The organism is Amycolatopsis thermophila, assembly GCF_030814215.1.
Classification (GTDB): domain Bacteria; phylum Actinomycetota; class Actinomycetes; order Mycobacteriales; family Pseudonocardiaceae; genus Amycolatopsis_E; species Amycolatopsis_E thermophila.
Genome location: NZ_JAUSUT010000001.1, coordinates 973,721 through 993,537 on the forward strand (window position 1 = coordinate 973,721; position 19,817 = coordinate 993,537).

Sequence of the window (19,817 nt, forward strand, 5' to 3'; positions counted from 1 at the left end):
GCAGTCACGACACCTCCAGCTGCAGCATGTCGTCGATCGTCTCGCGGCGCAGCAGCAGCCGGGCGCTGCCGTTGCGCACCGCGACGACCGCCGGCCGCGGCTGCCGGTTGTAGTTGCTGGCCATGGAGTAGCAGTAGGCGCCCGTCGCCGCGACGGCGAGCAGGTCGCCCGGCGCGAGGGTGTCGGGCAGCCAGCAGTCGCGCACGACGATGTCGCCGGACTCGCAGTGCTTGCCCACGACGCGGCTCAGCGCCGCGCCGACCTGCTCGCTCGTCCCGTCGTCGCTCGCGCGCGACACCAGGCGGACGTCGTACACGGCGTCGTAGAGCGGCGTGCGGATGTTGTCGCTCATCCCGCCGTCGACGCTGACGTAGCGCCGGGATTCGTCGTCCCCCAGCGAAACGTCCTTGATGGTGCCCACCTCGTACAGCGTGACGGTGCCCGGGCCGGCGATCGCGCGGCCCGGCTCGCCCGCGATGCGCGGCACCGGCAGGCCGGCGAACTCGCACTCCTTGCGCACGATGTCGCGGATCTGCGTGATCATCTGCGCCGGCGGCGGCGGGTTGTCCTTGTCGGTGTAGGCGATGCCGAAGCCACCGCCGAGGTCGACCAGCGAGAGCTGCTCGAGCAGCTGCTCGCCGTGCTCCTTGGCCAGCTCGGCCATCAGCCCGACCACGCGGCGGGCGGCGACCTCGAAGCCGTCGGCGTCGAAGATCTGCGAGCCGATGTGACTGTGCAGCCCGACCAGGCGCAGCGACGGCGCGTTGAGCACCCGGCGCACCGCCTCGGCGGCGTCACCGGCGGCGAGCGAGAACCCGAACTTCTGGTCCTCGTGGGCGGTCGCGATGAACTCGTGGGTGTGCGCCTCGACCCCGACCGTGACCCGGACCAGCACCTTCTGCTCGACGTCCAGGCGCGCGGCCACGTCGGCGAGCCGGGCGATCTCGTAGTAGGAGTCGAGCACGACCGTGCCGACCCCGGCGCCCACGGCGGTCTCCAGCTCGGCGACCGACTTGTTGTTGCCGTGGAAGGTGATCCGCTCGGGCGGGAAGCCGGCGCGCAGCGCGACCGCGAGTTCGCCGCCGCTGGCGACGTCCAGGCTCAGGCCCTGCGCGGCGACCCAGCGGGCCACCTCGGTGCACAGGAACGCCTTGGCCGCGTAGTGCACCAGCGACGGGTCGTCGAACGCCTCGGCGTACTCGGCGCAGCGGGACTTGAAGTCGGCCTCGTCCACGACGAACAACGGGGTGCCGTAGGTCTCGGCCAGCTGCCGCACGTCGACGCCGGCGATCCGCACGACCCCGTCCGGGGCGCGATAGGTGTTGCGGGGCCACACCTTCGGGTAGAGCCGGTCGAGTTCTTCGGAACTGGACGGGGGGAAACCGGAGGTGTCGGCGTGCGGGTAGACCTCCGCGTGCCGAGGGCCGGCGGGGTGAGCCATCAGAAATTACATCCGTTCCGGAGCGGAGACACCGAGCAGGGCGAGACCGTTGGCGAACACCTGGCGCGCCGCCTCGCACAGGGCGAGACGGGCGAAGGTGAGCGGCGTGGCCTCCTCGTCGCCCTTGGGGAGGACCTGCGCGACGGCGTAGAACTTGTGGAACGCGCCGGCCAGGCTCTCCAGGTAGCGCGCCACGCGGTGCGGTTCCCGCAGCTCGGCGGCGCGCTGCACGATCGTGGGGAACTCCCCGATCGTGCGGATCAGGTCACCCTCGCGGTCGAGGGTGAGCAGCCCGAAGTCGGCGTCGTTGTCGAACTTCAGTCCGAGTTCTGCCGCGTTGCGCTGCAGCGAGGCGAGCCGGGCGTGCGCGTACTGCACGTAGTACACCGGGTTCTCGTCGCTGCTCTTGCGCAGCAGGTCCAGGTCGATGTCGATGCTCGAGTCCACCGAGTACCGGGTCAGCTCGTAGCGCGCGGCGTCCACACCGACCGCCTCGACGAGGTCCTCCATCGTGATGACGTTGCCTGCGCGCTTGCTCATCCGGACCGGCTTGCCCTCGCTCACCAGGTTGACCAGCTGGCCGATGAGCACCTCGACCACCGCCGGGTCGTGGCCCATCGCGGACGCGGCGGCCTTGAGCCGGGCGATGTAGCCGTGGTGGTCGGCGCCCAGCATGTAGATGCACAGGTCGAAGCCGCGGCCGATCTTGTCCTGCAGGTAGGCGATGTCACCGGCGATGTAGGCGGGCGCGCCGTCGCTCTTGATGACCACGCGGTCCTTGTCGTCGCCGAACTCGGTGGAGCGCAGCCACCAGGCGCCGTCGGCGTGGTAGAGGCTGCCGTTGTCCTTGAGGCTCTGGACGGCCTTCTCCACCGCCCCGCTGGCGTGCAGCGAGTCCTCGTGGAAGTAGACGTCGAAGTCCGTGCCGAACTCGTGCAGGCTCTTCTTGATCTCGCCGAACATCAGCTCGACGCCGACGCGGCGGAACGTCTCGTGCCGCTCCTGCTCCGGCAGGGACAGCGCGCTGGGCTCCTGGCGCAGCACCTCCGCGGCGATGTCGGTGATGTAGGCGCCGGCATAGCCGTCCTCGGGCGCGGGCTCGCCCTTCGCGGCGGCGATCAGGGACCGGACGAACCGGTCGATCTGCGCGCCCGCGTCGTTGAAGTAGTACTCGCGGGTGACGTCGGCGCCCTGTGCGGCGAGGACGCGGCCGAGCGCGTCGCCGACCGCCGCCCAGCGCGTGCCGCCCAGGTGGACGGGGCCGGTCGGGTTGGCGGACACGAACTCGAGGTTGATCTTGCGGCCCTTGAGCGCCTCACCGCGGCCGTAGCCGTCACCGAGGGACAGCACCTGGCGGATCTGCTCGCCCTGCGCGTCGGCGGCCAGCCGGAGGTTCACGAAACCGGGGCCGGCGATCTCGGCGGAGTCGATGCCGTCGGCGGCCGCGAGCGCGTCGGCCAGCTCCTGGGCGAACTCGCGCGGGGCCAGGCCGGCCTTCTTCGCCACCTGCAACGCGACGTTGGTGGCGTAGTCTCCGTGTTCCGGGTTGCGCGGGCGCTCGACGGTGACCGTGGCGGGCAGCACGGCGGTGTCGGCGCCGCGGGCGGAAAGCACTCGCGCGGCGGACGTACGGACCAGGTCAGCTAGGGCCTCGGGAGTCACCAGCCGAGTGTAAGGGCCGCGACCACGGGCGTTGACAGGGACCGAACACGGGGTCCCTAAACTCTACCCGGGTATATCCAGTCGACGGGAGACGCGGGAGTCATGGCCAGCGGCACTAAGAAGAAGGGCGCACCGAGGAAGGGCAGCGTGAAGGCGGCCCGCGGCTCGGTGGTGTCCAAGAAGGGTGTGCCCTGGGGCACGATCATCTCGGTGGTCGCGGTCGTCGCGCTCGCCGCGGTCGTGGTCACCTACTACCTGGTCCAGTCGGCGCCCAAGCGCGCGCTGGCGAGCTGGGCGCCCACGGCGGACAACCCGGACCCGTCGCTGAAGATCTCCGGCATCGTCACGCAGCAGTACCAGGGCAGCGTCCACGTCCTGCCCACCGAGCGGGTGGCCTACGACCACTCGCCGCCGTTCGGCGGCCCGCACGACGGGTACTGGGCGGCCTGCACCGGCATCGTCTACCCGACCGCTGTCCGCACCGAGAACATGGTGCACTCGCTCGAGCACGGTGCGGTGTGGATCGCGTACAACCCGGACCAGGTCACCGGTGACGCGCTGAACACGCTCAAGAGCAAGGTCGAGGGCAAGCCGTACACGATGATGTCGCCCTACCCCGGCCTGGACAAGCCGATCTCGCTGCAGTCGTGGGGCCACCAGCTGAAGGTCGACTCGGCGGGCGACGAGCGGATCGACGAGTTCATCACCGCCCTGCGCACCAACCAGAACACCTACCCCGAGGTGGGCGCCTCGTGCGACGCGCTCGGCCCGGGTGCGTTCGACCCGGACAACCCGCCGCCGTTCGACCCGACGCCGCCGGGGCCGGACGCCAAGCCGATGACCTACCAGGGCTCGACGGGCACGCAGCAGGACTCGGGCATGCCGTCGGCCCCGGCTCCGACGTCCTGATGACCTCTCCCGGCCAGCCCCCCGTCGACGACCGGCCCGCCTCGCAGCGGCCGGTGGTCATCGGGGCCTCGGTGGTCGCGGTCCTGCTGGTCGGGGCCGTGATCGGGATGTTCCTGACCCAGCTCGCCCTGCGTGACGACACCTCGTCCGCCACGCCCTCCGCGGGTTCGGTCGAGGTCGGCTTCGCGCAGGACATGTCGGTGCACCACCTCCAGGCCGTGACGATGGCGGGCTGGGAGCGCGACCACACCACGGACCCCCAGCTCAAGCAGCTGGCGTTCGACATCGAGTCCACGCAGCGCGAGCAGGTCGGGCGGATGAAGGGCTGGCTGATGCTGTGGGGGCAGCCCGAGCAGGCCACCGGCGCGTACATGACGTGGATGAGCTCCGACGCGGGGCACGAGCACATGGCGATGGCGCCGACGACGGCCCCCGCGTCCGGTTCGGACGGGGCGGTGATGCCCGGGATGGCGACCAACACGGAACTGGCCAAGCTGCGGTCGCTGTCCGGCACCGAGCTGGACGTCTACTTCCTGCAGCTGATGCTGCGCCACCACCAGGGCGGCACGGAGATGGCGCAGTACGCGCACGACCACACGTCGGTCCCCGCGGTGAAGGCCCTGACGCAGAGCATCCTCACGTCGCAGGGCGCGGAGATGACGCTGATGCGCGGCATGCTGACGGCGCGGGGCGCGCAGCCGCTGCCCTTCCCGTGATCACCAGCTGAGCTCCTGGCAGCGCGCCGCGGACTCGCGGGGTTCGCACTGCAGGGTGGCGTGCTCGATCGAGTACTCGTCGGCCAGCAGGGTCTGCGCGGCGGCGAGGACGTCGGCGGGCTGGGCGGTGCGCTCCAGGGTGAGGTGCGCGGAGGCCACCTCCATACCCGAGGTCAGTGTCCAGACGTGCAGGTCGTGCACGTCGCACACGCCGGCCAGGGCGCCGAGGTCGGCGCTGATGCGCTCGACGTCGACCTCCCGGGGCGCGTGCTGGAACAGGATGCGCAGGGCCCGCCGGGCGAGGGTGAAGGTGCGCGGGAGCACGAACAGTCCGATCGCGACACCGATGAGGGCGTCCGCGTAGCGCCAGCCGGTGGTCAGGGTGATCAGACCGCTGACGAGCACGCCGACCGAGCCGATCATGTCGGCGAGGACTTCGAGGTAGGCGCCGCGGAGGTTGAGGCTCTCCTTGGAGCCGTCGCGGAGCAGCGCGAACGCGACGACGTTCGCGGCGAGACCGCCGAGGGCGACGAGCAGCACGGGAAGGCCGGGAACCTCGGGCGGGTCGCTGAGACGTCCGACCGCTTCGACGATCACGTACGCCGCGACGCCGAACAGCAGGACGGCGTTGGCCAGGGCGGCCAGGACCTCGGCCCGGTAGAGCCCGAAGGTGCGCCGGTAGGTCGGACCGGACCGGCGCGCGAGGACGATCGCCGTGAGGGCCATCGCGAGGCCGAGGACGTCGGTGAGCATGTGCCCGGCGTCGGAGATGAGGGCCAGCGAGCCGGTGACCACCCCGACGACGACCTCGGCGACCAGGAACGCGACGCCGATCCCGAGCGCGGCGGCGAGCCGGGGGAGGTACCGCGCGGACGCGCTGGCGGGCGGCTGGTGCCCGTGTCCGTGGCCGTGCGCCATGTCTGCTGGTCCCCTCCTTCACCCTGGAGTCGCAATATATAGTCGTATGCGCATGTGTGCAAGGACAGGTAAGGCTTGCCTTCGCAGCCGCACTCTAGCGGAGGCTCCACCGTCGCGCTTTCCGTTAGGGGTAGCCGCTCACCCGGTGGAAATCCCGGTGCGCTAGGCTGTGTCACGTCGCCCAGCGATGGGCCCTCGTAGCTCAGGGGATAGAGCACTGCCCTCCGGAGGCAGGTGTCGCAGGTTCGAATCCTGCCGAGGGCACCCAGGTTCCAACATGCAAAACCGGCCCCTACCAGCGAAAACGCGGTAGGGGCCGATTCACGTTCTACCCGGCCAACCACGGCGAACCGTGATCATCTGCGGCGGCCTGCGGACAATGCACGGACACGCTCACCGCGGCCGGGTCCAGCCCGGCGGCCAACCAGGTGCTCACGGCCGCATGCCGGAAGTCGTACGGTCGGGCGAGGAGTGGCCCACGGCGAACCTCTTCGGTGAACGTCGTCGCCCGCGCCGCGCGGAACACCTTCGTGTACGTGACCTTGGAGATCAGGCCACCACGCTCGCCGACGAACAACCGGCCGTCCGCGCCGTAGCCGTACCGCTCGATGTGACTCCACAGAATGCCCGTGACTTCGGGGTGGCGCGGTACAGGTCGCACGTCGCCGTCTTCTCGAGACTTAAGCGGCCGGAGCAACGCGGCGCGCGTTGGCGACGCAGCCGCCGCCACCACTTCACCAGCCGTTTTCTCACTGAACCCCGCCCTCCGCTCCCCCGGAGCGGAGCGAGCAAACCTGCTCCCCTCCTGACCGAGCCACTCGACTCATGCCCGTCGCCGAACGCCGAGAGCCACGAACCACAGGGGCGAACAGGCCCGTTGAACTCGCAGGTCGCCGCCCTGCCTTTCGGGGCATTATCGGGACATGTAAGGTCCCGATTGTGCGTATGGGTGAGGGTGTCGAGTGGGGGTTGCACTGCTGCCTCGTGCTCGCGTGGCTCGATGATCTCGCTCCGCTGCCGGCCGGGCGGCTCGCGGAGGTTTTCGACCTGCCGCCGGAGTACCTGAAGAAGCGGCTGCAGCCGCTGGTGAAGGCGGGCATCCTCAGCTCCGACGCCGGGGCACGCGGGGGTTACCGCTTGGCCAGGGACCCGGCCGGGATAACGCTCATGGACGTCGTCGTCGCGATCGAGGGTGGGCTGGAACCCTTCCAGTGCCAGGAAGTCCGCCAGCGGGGCGCCGGGGCCACCGCGAGCGCGGACGAGTTTCGCCGCCCCTGCGGCATCTTGACGGCGTTCCGGAAGGCCGAGCTCGCGTGGCGGCGCGAACTCGCCGCGCAAACCCTCGCCGACCTCCTCGCCGCGACGCCCAAGACGGCCCAGCAGCGAGCACGTCGCTTCGTCGAACGCGTCTAGTTCAGCCGGCCCACGGGCCGGCTTTTTTCACCGGGAGGATCGGGACATTGAATATCTCGTTTAAACAGGACGCGAGACGGTCGATCGGGCAGGTGTCGCTCCTGTCCCTGGGCACGTTCGCCGTCGGCACGGATGCCTTCGTCGTCGCGGGGTTCCTGCCGCGCATGTCCGTGGAACTGGACGTCTCGCTCGCGACCGCCGGGCAGTCGCTCACCTTGTTCGCCGTCGCCTACGCGGTCCTCTCGCCGGTCCTGGCGTCCGTGACCGCGACGGTCCCGCGCCGACTGCTGCTGGTGGTCGCGCTGGCTGTCCTGGCGATCGCCAACGCCGGCTCGGCGCTGGCGCCCACCTTCGCCGTGCTCATCGTCTCGCGCGTCGTCGCGGCGGCCGGTGCCGCGACGGTCACGCCCAACGCGGGAGCCGTCGCCTCGGCCCTCGTGCCGCCCGGGTTCCGCGGCCGCGCTCTCGCGATCGTGGTCGGCGGGCTCACCGTGGCGACCGCGGTCGGGGTTCCGCTGGGCAACCTGGCTTCCCGCGCGATGGGGTGGCGCACCGCGCTCGCCCTGGTCGCGGTGTTGTGCCTCGTGGTGGCGATCGGGCTCGGGCTCCTCCTGCCCAAGCTCGACGGCGGCCCGAACCTGCCGCTGCGCGCGCGGTTGTCGGTCCTGCGCGATCCCGCCGTGCGGGCGATCCTGCCGGTGACCGTGCTCGGCATGGCCGCCGCCTACACCGCCTACGCCTACGCGGTGCCCGCGTTCGAGGCGGTCGGCGTCCCGGCCGGGGACAGCCAATGGATGCTGTTCCTGTACGGGGTCGGCGCGGTCGCCGGAGCGCAGAGCGCGGGACACCTCACCGACCGGTTCGGCGGCGTGCGCGTCCTGACGTGGGGCTACGCGACGATGACCGCGACGCTGCTCGTCCTCGGCATGCTGGCCCACTGGCACGTCGTCGTCCCCGTGCTCGTCGCGGTGCTGTCGCTCGCCTGGGGCGCGAGCAGCTGGTGCCAGACCCCTCCCCAACAACACCGCCTCATCGGCGCCGCACCGGAGAGCACCGCGCTGGTCATCGCCCTGAACTCGTCCTCGATCTACGCCGGCATCGGCGCCGGAACGCTCATCGGCGGACTGGCCGGAGCCACCCACCCGTCGTGGTTGTTCTTCTCCGGCGCCGTGATCGCCGTCCTGGCGGGCGTCTTCCTGATCCGCACGTCGCGACGACCGGCAGCACAATGACCGGTCCTGGTGTACCGGCCGGGCGACGAGGACGGCGACGACGGCCGGCTCGTGCTGCACACCGCGGACGGCCTGCCCCAGCTGGCCGTCCAGCACGCGCGGCCCTGGGAACCGCTCTCCGTCTACGCCGACCCGGCCGGCCACCCGTTCTGCATCTCCGTGGCCTAGACGGTCAGGACGATCTTGCCGCGGGTGCGGCCCTGCTGGCTGAGGCGCCACGCGTCGGCGGCCTGGGCGAGTGGGAAGGCGCGCTCGACGTGCACGGTGAGCTTGCCGTCGTCCGCCAGGCGGGTCAGCTCGGCCAGTTCCGCGCCGTCCGGCCGAACCCACACGTAGTGCCCGCCGCGCGCTTCGACGTCCGGGTTGGCGATCGACGCCACCCGCTCCGGGCGCACGAACTCCAGCGACGTCTCCACCGCGTCGCCGCCGACGAAGTCCACCGCGGCGTCGATCCCGCCCACCGCGCGGAGGCGGTCCGCCAGACCGTCGCCGTAGGCGACCGGCTCGGCGCCCAGGGAACGCAGGTACTCGTGGTTGCGCTCGCTGGCAGTACCGATCACCCGCGCGCCCAGGGCGACCGCGATCTGCGTGCCGAACGACCCGACGCCCCCGGCCGCGGCGTGGATCAACACGGTCTCACCGGCCTGGACGCCCACCCGCTTGAGCGAGCGGTACGCGGTCTGCCCGGCGAGCGGCACCCCGGCGGCCTGCACCCAGTCGAGGGATGACGGCTTCTTCGCGAGCATGCGCACGTTCGCCGACGCCAGCTCGGCGTAGGCGCCCTGCTGCACCCAGTCCTTGCGGATGTAGCCGAAGACCTCGTCGCCGACGGCGAACTCCCCCGCGTCGAAGCCGACCCGCTCCACGACGCCGGCGACGTCCCAACCGGGCACCAGCGGGAACCGGACCTCCATCAGGGCGTCCAGTCCCCCGGCGGCGAGCTTCCAGTCGACCGGGTTGATCGCGGCGGCCTTGACCCGGATCAGCACCTCGGCCGGGCCCACCTTGGGGTCGGGGAGGTCGACCAGCCGGAGGTCGTCCGCCGTGCCGTACTCCTGCAGCGCGATTGCCTTCATGTCCGGCGCAACGAGCCCCTCTGGAGGCTTATTCCGCGGTCCTGTCGTGGGCCGTGCGGGCGATTAGAATCAACGCGTCCACGCTGCGAGTAGGGGTGCGAGGCCATGCCGGAGGACCGCGACCGCGCCGCGCGGGAACGCGACGAACTGGCCGACGAACGCGACCGGATGGCGGCGCGGCGTGACCGGGCCGCGGTGGAGCGCGACGGGTCCGGCGAGCTCCGCGCGGACCGCGACCGGCGCGAGCGGCGCGGTCTGGCGCGCGCCACCGGTGACGCCAAGGCCCGTGACCTGGCGGCGAGCCGGCGCGAAGAGAACGCGGCCAACCGGGAAGCGGACCTGCCTGCCGACGACCCGGCCGCGCTGACGGCGTTGCTGGACCACGCGCGAGCCGACCGGGAGGCCGCGGAAGCGGACCGCGCCGCCGCGGCCGCGGAACGGCACACCCTGCTCACCTACCTGGAGCAGGCGGACGCCGCGCAGAACGCCGTCAACGGCGAGCGGCGCCAGGCGGGCAAGGAACGCGGGCAGTCGCGGCAGGACCGCGCGGCGTCGCGGGCGGACCGGGAGGCGGCGGCGTCGGACCGCGAGCAGTGCGAGATCGACCTGAACACGGCCGGCTGGCCACCGCCGGACCACGCGCCGTAAGCCGGGACACGCGGCGTCCCGTCAGAGGCGGACGGTAGCGGCGACCTGGCCGCTCGCAGCCGCAGACCGGGCGCTCAGGACCGACGACCTGGTTCCGGCCGGCGGCGCGCACCTCACGTCCGCGTACCGCGCACCAGCTCCCCGATCACGGCGATCCCGTCCTCGATCTCGCCCGCGGACCTGGCGCCGTAGCCCAGCACCAACCCCGGCGGGCCGGGGCGTTGCCGGTGCCAGGACAGCGGCTGCACCTTCACCCCGCGCGCCAGCGCCTCCGCGGCCAAGTCCACATCGGACACAGGCGAATCGAACGTCACCATCAGGTGCAGGCCCGCCGCGGCGCCGTGCACCCGCGCCGACGGCAGGTGCCGGTTCACGGCTCCGATCATCGCGTCGCGGCGGGTGCGGTGGCGGCGCCTCAGCAGCCGCAGGTGCCGCTCCAGCTCCCCTGAGCCCATCAAGTGTCCGAGCACCAGCTGCGGCAACACGGCGTTCCCCAGGTCGGCGTACCGCTTCGCGTCCACCAGGTCGCGCCGGTAGCGTCCGGGCACCAGCAGCCACCCGATCCGCAACGCGGGGGCGAGCAGCTTCGAAATGCTTCCGGCGTAACAGGTTCGCTCCGGCAGCATCGACCGCAGCGCGGGCACCGGCGGGCGGTCGTAGCGGTGCTCGGCGTCGTAGTCGTCCTCGACGATCAGACCGCCCTCGCCCGCCCACCGCATCAGCTCGCGCCGCCGCTCGCCGCCGAGCACCACGCCGGTCGGGAACTGGTGCGCGGGTGTCAACAGCACCGCGGGCGAGGCCAGCGCGTCCACCCGCACGCCGTTCTCGTCGACCGGCACCGGCGGCGTCGTCAGTCCACTGTGCTGCAGGTGCTGCCGCGCGCCCAGCGACCCGGGGTCCTCCACGGCCACTTCGCCGACACCGTGCGCGCGGAACACCGTCGCCAGCAGACCCAGCGCCTGCGCGACCCCGGACACCACGACCACGTCGTCCGCGTCGACCCGGATCCCCCGGTTCCGCGCCAGCCAGTTCGCCACCGCCAGCCGGAACGGCGGCGCGCCCCGCGGGTCGCCGTAACCGAAGTCCGGCGCCGACAGCCCGCCGAGCACCGCTCGTTCCGCCCGCAGCCACGCGCCCCGCGGAAACGCCGCCAGGTCCGGCACACCCGGTGTCAGGTCGATGCGCGCCGGCGCCGCCCGCAACCGGTCGAAGACGTCCGGGCGCGGCTCGAACACGACATCCGCCGGGGTGGGTACGAGCGCGGGCGACGGCGTGACCGGCACCGCCACCACCACCGTCCCGCCGCGTCCCCGTCCGGCGACGTGCCCGTCCTCGACCAGCCGCTGGTACGCCTCGGTGACGACGCCGCGCGACACGCCCAGCTCCGCCGCGAGCGTCCGGGTCGCCGGGAGACGGCTGCCGACCGCGAGACGCCCATCCGCGATCGCGCCGCGCAGCCGCTCCGCCAGCCACGCCGAACGGCCGCCCGCGGGCGCCTCGCGCACGTCGAGCTGGAGGAAGTCGGACCCCGTTATGGCCCGGTGGGAAGGCTGGCCTTTGGACCTGTTCACCGGACCAGTATGGGACGAGGCTGGTCCGCATGAGCCTCGAATTCCTCCTCACCGCGCTGGTCGTGGTGGCGACCCCGGGTACCGGCGCGCTGCTGACCATGAACGCGGGCCTGGCCCACGGCACCCGGGCGAGCGCCGTGGCCGCGGTCGGGTGCACGCTGGGCATCGTCCCGCACGCGGTCGCCGCGATCACCGGGCTCGCCGCACTGCTGCACGCCAGCGCCGTCGCCTTCCAGGTGATCAAGTACGCCGGGGTGGCGTACCTGCTCTACCTGTCGTGGTCGTCCTTGCGGGAGAAGGATTCGCCGCCGGAGGCACCCGCGCCGAAGTCCGCCGGGCGCGTGATCACCTCGGCCGTGCTGGTGAACGTGCTCAACCCGAAGCTCACGATCTTCTTCTTCGCGTTCCTGCCGCAGTTCGTGCACGCCGGCGATCCGCGCTCGATGCTCACGATGGCCGGGCTGAGCGCGGTGTTCATGGTGCTGACGCTGGTCGTCTTCCTGGCCTACGGCGCGTGCGCGGCCGCGCTGCGGGACCGGGTGCTGTCCCGGCCGCGGGTGCGGGCGTGGATGCGCCGGGTGTTCGCGGGCACGTTCGTCGCCTTGGCCGCGCGGCTGGCCGCGCCGTGATGCCGGAACGCAACGGACCCCGCGGTCCGCGAGGGCAAAATAGTTTACTCTGACTAATCAGGGGTGGATAGTCAGAGCATGGCGAAGAAACGACCGGTGGGGAACCTGCTGGCGCTCGCGGTGCTGGCCTACCTCACGCGCGAACCGATGCACCCCTACGAGCTCAGCCGCACCCTGCGCACCAACGGCGACGCCCGCAGCATCAAGTTCACCCACGGCTCGCTCTACATGGTCATGCAGCAGCTGGCCAAGGCCGGTTTCATCGCCGCGCAGGAAACCCGGCGCGAGGGCCTCCGCCCCGAGCGCACCACCTACGCCCTCACCCCCGAAGGCCGCGACGAGCTGCGGGACTGGCTGCGTGAACTGGTCGAAGAACCCAAGCACGAGTACCCGCACTTCGTCGCCGCGCTGTCGCTCATCGGGGCGCTGCCGCCCGACGACGTGGTCGCTCTGCTGCGCAACCGCAAACTCCGCCTCGGCGAACAACGCGCCGAGATCACCGAGCTGATCGCCTCCGCGACCGCCGACGGCGTGCACCCGCTGTTCCTGGTCGAGGAGGACTACCGGCTGGCGGTGCTGGACGCGGAGATCGGGTTCGTCGACCGGTTCCTCGAGCGGATCGCCGACTGGCGGGACACGTGGGCGAAATTCCACGAGGAGAGGGAAAACCCATGACGACGACAACCGCGATGGTCATCGGCGGCGGCATCGCCGGACCGGTGGCCGCGATGGCGCTGCGGCGGGCCGGGGTCGAGGCCGTCGTGTACGAGGCCTACTCCGGTACCGCCGACGGGGTCGGCGGTGGGCTGAGCATCGCACCCAACGGCCTGGACGCGCTGGAGGTGATCGGCGCCAGAGAGGCCGTGGAACGCATCGGCACCCCGATCGAGGGCATGGTCATGCAGAGCTGGACCGGCAAGCGCCTGGGCGAGTTCGGCAGCCCGGCGCACCTGCCCGCGATGCAGTTCGTCTGGCGCGACGAGCTCTACCGGGCCCTCTACGACGAGGCCGTGCGCCAGGGCATCACCGTCGAGCACGGCAAACGCCTCGTCGACGCCACGGACACCGGTGACGGGGTCCGCGTTTCCTTCGCCGACGGCACCACGGCTCGCGCGGACATCCTCATCGGCGCGGACGGGATCCGTTCGACCGTGCGGGGCCTCCTCGATCCCGCGGCTCCGCGGCCCCGGTACGCGGGCCTGCTCGGGTTCGGCGCGCGCACGTCCTCCAGCGGGCTACCGGGCACGGGCGGCCGGATGCACATGGTGTTCGGCAAGCGGGCCTTCTTCGGCTACCAGATCGAGGACGACTCGTCGGGCGGCTGGTTCGCCAACCTGCCGCGGCGCGAACCGATGACCCGGGCCGAGGCGGTGTCGGCCGGGGCGGACGAGTGGCTGCGCGTGCTGCGCGACGCCTTCGCCGACGACCGCACACCGGCGACGCGGCTGATCGAGCTGACCGACCCGGCCGGGCTGGTGATCACCGGTGCGCTCGAGGACATCCCGACCGTGCCCGTGTGGAGCCGGGGACGGATGGTCCTGATCGGCGACGCCGCGCACCCGACGTCACCCAGCTCCGGGCAGGGCGCGTCGCTGGCGATCGAAAGCGCCGTCGAACTGGCCCGCTGCCTGCGCGATCTCCCGCACGACCAGGCTTTCGCCGCCTACGAGCGGGCCCGGCGGTCCCGGGTCGAGCGGATCATCGCACTGGCCGCCCGCACCAACAGCGACAAGGCGGCGGGACCGGTCGCCCGCGTCCTGCGCGACCTGCTGATGCCCACCGCGATGCGCCTCGCGAAGCCCGAAAAGTTCACCTGGCAGTTCGAGCACCACATCGAGTGGACCTCCCCCGCGGCGGTGCCCGCCTGAGCTGCGCACCGGCCGATGTGCGTGAGGACCGGACGAAGCGCCGCGCGAGGGCCGGCTGACCCTCGCGCGGCGACCGCCCCCCTGCCTCCGATCAGGCCTTGGCCAGCATCCCGTGCGGGTCGAGGACGTACTTGCGCGCCGCGCCCTGGTCGAACTCCTGGTAGCCGCGCGGGGCTTCGGCCAGCGGGATCGGTGTCGCGTTGACGGCCTTCGCGATCTGGACCCGGTCGTTCAGGATCGCCATCATCAGCTGCCGGTGGTAGCGCATCACCGGGCACTGCCCGGTGGTGAACCCGTGCGACTTCGCCCAGCCCAGGCCGATCCGGATGGACAGCGAACCGTGCCGCGCGGCCTCGTCGGGGGCGCCCGGGTCGCCCGTCACGTACAGGCCCGGGATACCGAGGGCACCGCCGGCGCGGGTGATGTCCATCAGCGAGTTCAGCACCGTCGCCGGGTGCTCGGTCGCGGCCTCCTTGCCGTGCCCGCGCGCCTCGAACCCCACGGCGTCGACACCGCAGTCCACCTCGGGCTCCCCGAGGATCTCCGCGATCTGGTCCTTCGGGTCGCCCTTCGACACGTCGACCGTCTCGCAGCCGAAGCTGCGGGCCTGCGCCAGCCGCTCCTCGTTGAGGTCGCCCACGATGACCACGGCCGCGCCGAGCAGCTGCGCGGACGCCGCCGCCGCCAGGCCGACCGGGCCCGCGCCCGCGATGTACACCGTCGACCCGACACCCACACCGGCCGAAACACAACCGTGGAACCCGGTCGGGAAGATGTCGGACAGCATGGTGAGGTCGAGGATCTTCTCCATGGCCTGGTCGCGGTCCGGGAACTTCAGCAGGTTCCAGTCGGCGTAGGGCACCATCACGTACTCGGCCTGGCCACCGACCCAGCCGCCCATGTCGACGTACCCGTAGGCCGACCCGGGCCGGTCCGGGTTGACGTTGAGGCAGATGCCCGTCTTGCCCTCCTTGCAGTTCCGGCAGCGCCCGCAGGCGATGTTGAACGGCACGGAGACCAAGTCGCCCTCCTTGATGAACTCGACGTCGCGACCCGTCTCGATCACCTCACCGGTGATCTCGTGGCCCAGCACCAGCCCTTCCGGCGCCGTGGTGCGGCCGCGGACCATGTGCTGGTCACTGCCGCAGATGTTGGTCGCGACGTTCTTCAGGATGACGCCGTGGTGACACTCGCGTCCCACATTGGCCTGGTTCACGCCAGGGCCGTCCTTGAGCGTGTAGGTCGGGTAGTCGATCGTGTCGACCTCGACCTTGCCCGGCCCCATGTAGGTGACCGCCTTGTTGCCCGCCATAAGTTCTGCCGCCTCGATTCCTCGTTCGCCGTTGAACGTCAGGACCCGATGCTAGGAACCCGCCCACCACCGGTTCTAGGGCCGGAAGACCATTTCGGACGGCGTTTCCCGCGCGCCCGCCCACCGGGTGACCGGTACGAACGCCGAACCGGTGAACAGGAACAGCGCGCCCAGCACGAGCCAGCCGGCCACCCCGCCGTCGAGGACCAGTGTCGTCAGCAGCAGCGGGCCGATCGTGCGGGCGACCGCGACACCGGAGGCGAAGAAGCCCTGGTACTGGCCCTGCTTGTCGTCCGGGGCGAGCGCGAAGCCGAGTTCCCAGGCGCCGGCGGCGGCCAGCATCTCCCCCGCGACCTGGATTCCCGCCGCGACGAGGAGCACCACGCCGGTCGCCGGCGCACCGGAGGAGCCGGCCGACAGCGCGTACACCGCGCACGCGAGCAGCATCAGGATCCCGGCCCGGCGAGCGGCCCGCGCGGCCGTCCGAACGCCGGTCACCCGCCGCGCGACGCGGACCTGGAACAGCACGACACTCACGGTGTTGACCACCAGCAGGGCGGACACCAGCCAGGCCGGCGCGTCCGTGCGCTGCACCATCCACAGTGGAATGACCAGGCTCAGCAGCGGCATGTTCAGCAGCATGATCGTGTTCAACAACGCCAGCACGGCGTACGGGCGGTCCCGCAGCACGGCCAGTCGCGGGCCGTCGGGCGCGGGGACCGCGGGTGCTTCGGGCACGCGCGACAGGATCAGGGCGGCGAGGACGAAACCGGCGGCGTCCGCGGCGAACACCGTCTGGTAGGCCGCGGGGGTTCCGGCCTGCAGCGCGAGACCGCCGAGAGCGGCGCCGACGGCGAGTCCCGCGTTGGTCGCCGCCTGGAGGTGGGCGCGCACGCGGGTGCGGCGGGCGGGTTCGACCAGCCCGGCCAGCAGCGCCTGCCGGGCTGCGGCGAGACCGCTCTGGCCGCACGCGTAGGAGGTCGCGAGGGCGAGGAAAGCGGGGAACCCGGTGGCGACGGGGAACGCGCCGAGAGCGGCGGCCGTGGCCAGCGCGAGCACGACGGCGACCCGGCGTGGACCGCACCGGTCGGCGAGGTGACCGGCCACCACGCCGCCCACGGCACCGACCGCCCAGCCGACGGTCAACCCGAGCCCCACCTGAGCCGGCGAGAGCCCCGCGACGAGCGTGAAGTAGAGGGCGGAGGTGACGTAGTAGGCGCCGTCACCGAGTGAGTTGACGAGCTGCGCGAGGGCGAGCGACCGCGAGACGCTCATGCCGCGCTCCGGGGCCGTGTCGCCCGAACCGGCCGGGGCGCGATCAGTGGCGCGGCCGGGGTGGCGCCGGGGTGAGTCGGGACCGGCCTCGCGGACGGAGTCCCCGCGCCCAGCTGGGCCGGGTCGGCTCCCGCGCGCCCAGCGCCCAGCGGCGCCGCCACCGCCTCCGCCCGTACGACCGCCCGCACCCGGCCGGCCTGCCGCGCCGCGATCAGTGGGGCGGCCGGGGTGGCGTCCAGGTGAGTCGGGACTGGCCTCGCGGACGGAACCGCCGCGCCCGGCTGGGCCGGGTCGGCTCCCGCGGGCCCAGCGCCCAGCGGCGCCGCCACCGCCCGCACGACCGGTCGCACCCGGACAGCCGGCCCCGCCGCGATCAGCGGGGCACTCGGGTGGTCCGGAACCGGGCAACTGCGCGCCCCGCGCCGGGCGGGCCTCACGACACCACCGGCCCTCGGGTGCGGGCCCGCTTCAGCTCGAAGAACCCGTCGGTGCTCGAGACCAGCACCACGCCGTCCCAGAGGCGCCCCGCCGCCTCGCCGCGGGGGGCCGGCGTGACGACCGGCCCGAAGAACGCGTTCACGGCGCCCTCCGTCGTAACGTGGATCGCCGGGGTGCCGAGGTCCTCGCCCACCGGCGCCAGTCCCGCCGCGGTGCTCGACCGCAGTTCCCCGTCCCACGCGTCGGTCTCGGCGGCGTCCGCGAGGTCCGCAGGCAGGCCGCACTCGGCGAGCGCGGCGAGGTACAGCTCCCGCCCGACCGGCGCCCGCTCCAGGTGGATCCGCCGCCCGAGCGCGGTGTAGAGGTCGCGCAGCACCTCGTTGCCGCACTTCCGCTCGGCGGCGATCGCGACCCGCGCCGGGCCCCAGCCGCTGTCCAGCCACTCCCGGTACCACGGCTCCACCTCGCGGCCCTCGTTCAGCAGCGACAGGCTCAGCACGTGGAAACCGACGCGCACGTCCCGCACCCGCTCCACTTCCAGCAGCCAGCGCGAGGTGATCCACGCCCACGGGCACTTCGGGTCGAACCAGAGGTCGGCAGAAGTCATGCGACGAACACTAGAAACCCGAATGGCCCGGAGTAAGCTCCAATTTCTGCCTTTCCGTTTGGGCCATTCGAGGAGCCGGTGTGGACCTGCACGTCAGCCTGACCGGCCGCGGCGACCTCGTCGCGCAGATCTACCGCCAGCTCCGCGACGCCATCGCCGACGGCAGGCTCCGCCCCGGCGAGCGACTGCCACCGACCCGGGAACTGGCTCGCGACCTGGCCGTCTCGCGCAACACCGTCGCGGCGGCCTACGACCGCCTCACCGCCGAAGGCCTGCTCACCGGCCGCGTCGGCGCGGGAACGTTCGTGGCCGGCACGGCTCCCGGTCGGCCACGCCACGCGCCGGCGGGCGTTCTCGCCGCGCGGCGGATCTGGGACACGCTGCCCGACCCGATTCCGGTGGCGCACCCGGTTCGCCACGACTTCCGGGTCGGCGCACCGGACGTACGCCTGTTCCCGGTGCAGACCTGGCGACGACTGGTGTCGCAAAGCTTGCGGGGCCGGGAAATACCCGCCGGGTACGGCGATCCGTCCGGCCACAGTGGACTGCGTGCGGCGGTCGCGCGACACCTCGGGATCGCCCGGTCGGTGCACGCCTCCGCCGAGGACGTGCTGGTCACCCAGGGCGCGCAGCAGGCGCTCGACCTCGTCGTCCGGGTGCTGGTCGAGCCGGGCGACCGCGTCGCCGTCGAGGATCCGGGCTATCCCCCGGCCCGGCGGCTGCTCCGGTCGCTCGGCGCCCGCGTGACCGGCGTGCCGGTCGACGGCGAGGGGATCGTCGTGGACCGGATCCCGCGGGACGCGCGGCTGGTGCACGTCACGCCGTCGCACCAGTTCCCGCTCGGCACCCCGATGTCCCCGGCTCGGCGGGCCGCGCTGCTCGAGTGGGCGAGCCGGCGGGACGCGGTGATCGTGGAGGACGACTACGACAGCGAGTTCCGCTTCGCCGGACGGCCGCTGGATCCGTTGCAGAGCCTGGACCGAGCCGGCCGGGTGGTCTACATCGGGTCGTTCGCCAAGACCCTGCTGCCGATGCTGCGCCTCGGGTTCCTCGTCGCGCCCGCCGCGCTGCGGCCCGCGCTGCTCAAGGCCAAGCAGCTCACCGACTGGCACGGCGACCTCGTCACGCAGGCCGCGCTGGCCCGGTTCCTCGACGAGGGACTGCTGACCCGGCACGTGCGCAAGGCGACGCGCGAGTACGCGGCCCGGCACGAGCTGATCACCCGGATCCTGGACCGGGACTTCGGCGACTGGCTGCGGCTGGTGCCCTCGGCGGCCGGCCTGCACGTGTGCGCCCGGTCGGCTGTCGACATGTCGACCGTCCGCGCGCCCGGTGTCGCGTTCGACTCGCTGCACACCTACTACGGCGATCTGCCGCCGGAGCAGGGCATCGCGCTCGGGTACGGCGCGATCTCGCTGGACGACATCCCCGCCGGGTTGCGCGCCCTGCGCGACGCGTTCAGGGCTGCAGGATGACCTGGATCGCGGTGAGGGCACCGGCCGCGGCGACCGCGACGGTGGCCGCGCCGAGGACGTGCCGCGCGCTGCCGGTGGTGGACGGCCGCCGCACAGCGACGAACCACAGCACGACGACGGCGGCGGCGCACACCGCGGCAGCGATCTCGAGCGGGGCGTCGCGGGTGAGCCCGCTGCGCAGGAGCAGAACGGCCGCGACGGCCGCGGAGAGCGCCGTGCGCTGCCAGGCCAACGCGGTCCGTTCGGGCTGGAGTCCCGGGTCCCTCATCGCACGGTGGCCAGCACGACCACGAGGACGATGGCCCCGGCGATCGCGGCCGTCCAGCCGACGACGAACGGCAGCCACGTCATGGGGAGTGGCCGCTTGTGGCGCATCGAGCGCTGCACGCTGGCCCAGCGCCGGTAGCCGAAGGCGGCGAGCAGCGTGCCGGTGGCGGCGAGCAGCGCGGCCAGGGTCGTGCGGAGCCCGGAGATCGAGAACTGGGGCACGAACTGCATGAGCGCGACGGCGCCGGCGATGAGCGCGAGGGCCGTCCGCAACCACGCGAGGAAGGTGCGCTCGTTGGCGAGCGTGAAGCGGTAGTCGGGCTCCTCCCCCTCTTCGTACCAGCGCGGGCTCATGCTCCT

21 protein-coding genes and 1 tRNA gene are annotated in these 19,817 nt (G+C 72.4%); 11 read left to right on the plus strand and 11 right to left on the minus strand.

The features are described from left to right. Positions 1-4: 4 nt before the first annotated feature. A complete protein-coding gene (gene lysA, locus FB470_RS04900) occupies positions 5-1,441 on the minus strand; it encodes a diaminopimelate decarboxylase (protein ID WP_306989097.1) in 1,437 nt (478 codons plus the stop codon). 6 nt (positions 1,442-1,447) lie between these two features. Further along, the gene (gene argS, locus FB470_RS04905; RefSeq protein WP_306989098.1) at positions 1,448-3,103 is read right to left on the minus strand and encodes an arginine--tRNA ligase; all 1,656 of its coding nucleotides are present in this window, start codon (positions 3,101-3,103) and stop codon (positions 1,448-1,450) included. 102 nt (positions 3,104-3,205) lie between these two features. On the opposite strand from argS, the gene FB470_RS04910 reads away from it, so the two are divergent. After that, entirely contained in the window at positions 3,206-4,012 is an 807-nt protein-coding gene (locus tag FB470_RS04910; protein WP_306989099.1) for a DUF3105 domain-containing protein, read from the plus strand. Then, on the plus strand, positions 4,012-4,728 hold the full coding sequence (locus tag FB470_RS04915) for a DUF305 domain-containing protein (RefSeq protein WP_306989100.1): 717 nt from the start codon (positions 4,012-4,014) through the stop codon (positions 4,726-4,728). The genes FB470_RS04910 and FB470_RS04915 overlap by 1 nt, the downstream gene beginning before the upstream one ends. On the opposite strand, the gene FB470_RS04920 is transcribed toward FB470_RS04915, so the two are convergent. Then, positions 4,729-5,646, minus strand: a complete 918-nt coding sequence (locus FB470_RS04920; RefSeq protein ID WP_306989101.1) for a cation diffusion facilitator family transporter — start codon at positions 5,644-5,646, stop codon at positions 4,729-4,731. 191 nt (positions 5,647-5,837) lie between these two features. Between FB470_RS04920 and FB470_RS04925 the strand changes: the two genes are divergently transcribed. Beyond that, positions 5,838-5,910, plus strand: a tRNA-Arg gene (locus FB470_RS04925). A gap of 64 nt (positions 5,911-5,974) precedes the next feature. Here the strand turns inward: FB470_RS04925 and FB470_RS04930 are convergent. Then, positions 5,975-6,307 carry a hypothetical protein gene (locus FB470_RS04930; RefSeq protein ID WP_306989102.1) on the minus strand — a complete coding sequence of 111 codons (333 nt, stop codon included), beginning with the start codon at positions 6,305-6,307 and terminating at the stop codon, positions 5,975-5,977. A 284-nt stretch (positions 6,308-6,591) separates the two neighbouring features. Between FB470_RS04930 and FB470_RS04935 the strand changes: the two genes are divergently transcribed. The 3 genes from FB470_RS04935 to FB470_RS04945 all read left to right on the plus strand — a co-directional run bounded on the left by FB470_RS04935 (position 6,592) and on the right by FB470_RS04945 (position 8,459). Next, positions 6,592-7,059 (plus strand): RrF2 family transcriptional regulator, encoded by a 468-nt coding sequence (locus FB470_RS04935; RefSeq protein ID WP_306989103.1) that lies wholly within the window; start codon positions 6,592-6,594, stop codon positions 7,057-7,059. Between the two features lie 92 nt (positions 7,060-7,151). Further along, positions 7,152-8,291: an MFS transporter gene (locus FB470_RS04940; protein ID WP_306989104.1), complete on the plus strand. Its 1,140-nt coding sequence runs from the start codon at positions 7,152-7,154 to the stop codon at positions 8,289-8,291. A 9-nt stretch (positions 8,292-8,300) separates the two neighbouring features. Further along, positions 8,301-8,459 carry a hypothetical protein gene (locus tag FB470_RS04945; protein ID WP_306989105.1) on the plus strand — a complete coding sequence of 53 codons (159 nt, stop codon included), beginning with the start codon at positions 8,301-8,303 and terminating at the stop codon, positions 8,457-8,459. Here the strand turns inward: FB470_RS04945 and FB470_RS04950 are convergent. Then, on the minus strand, positions 8,456-9,367 hold the full coding sequence (locus tag FB470_RS04950; RefSeq protein WP_306989106.1) for an NADP-dependent oxidoreductase: 912 nt from the start codon (positions 9,365-9,367) through the stop codon (positions 8,456-8,458). The two genes, FB470_RS04945 and FB470_RS04950, sit on opposite strands and share 4 nt — an antisense overlap. Before the next feature lie 105 nt (positions 9,368-9,472). Between FB470_RS04950 and FB470_RS04955 the strand changes: the two genes are divergently transcribed. Continuing rightward, complete coding sequence (locus FB470_RS04955; protein WP_306989108.1) at positions 9,473-10,015, plus strand: hypothetical protein; 543 nt, start codon at positions 9,473-9,475, stop codon at positions 10,013-10,015. A gap of 113 nt (positions 10,016-10,128) precedes the next feature. Here FB470_RS04955 and pdxR (FB470_RS04960) read toward each other — a convergent pair whose 3' ends face one another. Then, on the minus strand, positions 10,129-11,586 hold the full coding sequence (gene pdxR / locus FB470_RS04960) for a MocR-like pyridoxine biosynthesis transcription factor PdxR (RefSeq protein ID WP_306989109.1): 1,458 nt from the start codon (positions 11,584-11,586) through the stop codon (positions 10,129-10,131). Between the two features lie 29 nt (positions 11,587-11,615). Between pdxR (FB470_RS04960) and FB470_RS04965 the strand changes: the two genes are divergently transcribed. From FB470_RS04965 to FB470_RS04975, 3 genes are all read left to right on the plus strand, one after another. Next, the gene (locus tag FB470_RS04965) at positions 11,616-12,215 is read left to right on the plus strand and encodes a LysE family translocator (protein ID WP_306989111.1); all 600 of its coding nucleotides are present in this window, start codon (positions 11,616-11,618) and stop codon (positions 12,213-12,215) included. 78 nt (positions 12,216-12,293) lie between these two features. Further along, positions 12,294-12,890, plus strand: a complete 597-nt coding sequence (locus tag FB470_RS04970; protein ID WP_306989112.1) for a PadR family transcriptional regulator — start codon at positions 12,294-12,296, stop codon at positions 12,888-12,890. Next, positions 12,887-14,083 (plus strand): FAD-dependent oxidoreductase, encoded by a 1,197-nt coding sequence (locus FB470_RS04975; RefSeq protein ID WP_306989114.1) that lies wholly within the window; start codon positions 12,887-12,889, stop codon positions 14,081-14,083. Before FB470_RS04970 ends, FB470_RS04975 begins: the two co-directional genes overlap by 4 nt. Before the next feature lie 91 nt (positions 14,084-14,174). Here the strand turns inward: FB470_RS04975 and fdhA are convergent, their stop codons facing one another. From fdhA to FB470_RS04990, 3 genes are all read right to left on the minus strand, one after another. Beyond that, the gene (fdhA, locus tag FB470_RS04980) at positions 14,175-15,395 is read right to left on the minus strand and encodes a formaldehyde dehydrogenase, glutathione-independent (protein ID WP_306989116.1); all 1,221 of its coding nucleotides are present in this window, start codon (positions 15,393-15,395) and stop codon (positions 14,175-14,177) included. Between the two features lie 75 nt (positions 15,396-15,470). Continuing rightward, positions 15,471-16,670 (minus strand): MFS transporter, encoded by a 1,200-nt coding sequence (locus tag FB470_RS04985; RefSeq protein ID WP_306989118.1) that lies wholly within the window; start codon positions 16,668-16,670, stop codon positions 15,471-15,473. Between the two features lie 433 nt (positions 16,671-17,103). Further along, complete coding sequence (locus tag FB470_RS04990; protein ID WP_306989119.1) at positions 17,104-17,715, minus strand: mycothiol-dependent nitroreductase Rv2466c family protein; 612 nt, start codon at positions 17,713-17,715, stop codon at positions 17,104-17,106. A gap of 80 nt (positions 17,716-17,795) precedes the next feature. Between FB470_RS04990 and pdxR (FB470_RS04995) the strand changes: the two genes are divergently transcribed. Continuing rightward, entirely contained in the window at positions 17,796-19,190 is a 1,395-nt protein-coding gene (gene pdxR / locus FB470_RS04995; RefSeq protein ID WP_306989121.1) for a MocR-like pyridoxine biosynthesis transcription factor PdxR, read from the plus strand. Here pdxR (FB470_RS04995) and FB470_RS05000 read toward each other — a convergent pair. After that, positions 19,174-19,458: a DUF202 domain-containing protein gene (locus FB470_RS05000; protein ID WP_306989123.1), complete on the minus strand. Its 285-nt coding sequence runs from the start codon at positions 19,456-19,458 to the stop codon at positions 19,174-19,176. The genes pdxR (FB470_RS04995) and FB470_RS05000 overlap by 17 nt on opposite strands. Further along, positions 19,455-19,811 carry a YidH family protein gene (locus tag FB470_RS05005; protein ID WP_306989124.1) on the minus strand — a complete coding sequence of 119 codons (357 nt, stop codon included), beginning with the start codon at positions 19,809-19,811 and terminating at the stop codon, positions 19,455-19,457. The genes FB470_RS05000 and FB470_RS05005 overlap by 4 nt, the downstream gene beginning before the upstream one ends. Between the last annotated feature and the right edge of the window lie 6 nt (positions 19,812-19,817).